1 protein-coding gene is annotated in these 1,045 nt (G+C 43.2%); it reads left to right on the top strand.

Annotation, left to right across the window (positions count from 1 at the left end; genetic code table 11):
• Positions 1-1,045 (top strand): ABC transporter transmembrane domain-containing protein (locus ACFIKE_RS12290; RefSeq protein ID WP_375650031.1); only part of this gene is annotated, 1,045 nt, incomplete at both ends.

Genomic DNA, 1,045 nt, shown 5'->3' on the forward strand with positions numbered 1-1,045 from the left:
TGTTTGATCATGGGTTTTCTACTTCAAGCCATGGACATATCAATTTTTACTTCGGAATTTTGTTTATCTTAGCCTTGTTTCTCGCATTTGCTTCAGCAGCCCGTTATTACTGTGTTATCACCTTGGGAGAACGGATTGTTGCCGATTTACGGCGTGATGTGTTTATTCATATTATGAAACTTTCTCCTGCTTTTTTTGATCGGTCACATTCAGGAGAGATTGTTTCAAGGCTTCTCACAGATACCACACAAATAAAATTAGCTGTGGGCTCTACTGCCTCTACCGCTTTGCGTCAGCTGATTATCGTGATCGGAGCCGTTGTGATGATGGTGATCACCAATGCTAAACTGTCTTTGTTGGTTTTGGCTGCTATTCCTGTTGTGGCCATTCCCTTGGTCGTCTTTGGACGTAAAGTTCGCTCTCGTACCCGTGCGGCGCAAGATCGTCTCGCAGATGCCAATGCTGTTGCTACAGAGCAGGTAAGTGCTATTCGCACTGTGCAAGCTTTTACCGCTGAAAAACTCGTTACAATACGTTTTTCACAATTGATAGAACGTGCTTTTCAAACAGCACGTGCTTCCGTGATCCTGCGCTCCTTTTTTACGGGGTTTGCAATTTTTTTGGTTTTTAGCAGTGTGGTTGCTGTTTTATGGATTGGATCGCGCGATGTTTTGAATGGAACGATGACAGGAGGAACATTAGGGCAATTTGTCCTTTATGCAGTTTTTGGAGCTTCTACTTTTGCGCAATTATCGGAACTGGGAGCAGAATTAATCCAAGCAGCAGGCGCTGCTGAACGGCTTGCCGAATTATTACAAGAACAACCTACTATTGTAGCACCTAAAAATGCTTTATCATTAGAGCAACCTGTTCGAGGTGAACTTGTTTTTGATCAGGTTGATTTTACCTATCCTTCTAGACCACAAGAGAAGGTTTTACGCTCGCTTTCATTTTCTGTAAAAGCAGGCGAAACGGTTGCTTTTGTTGGGGCTTCCGGAGCAGGAAAAAGCACCATTTTTTCTTTGATCCTTCGTTTTTATGACCC

It is taken from the genome of Bartonella sp. MU70NMGDW, assembly GCF_042194085.1.
GTDB classification, from domain to species: Bacteria; Pseudomonadota; Alphaproteobacteria; order Rhizobiales; family Rhizobiaceae; genus Bartonella; species Bartonella grahamii.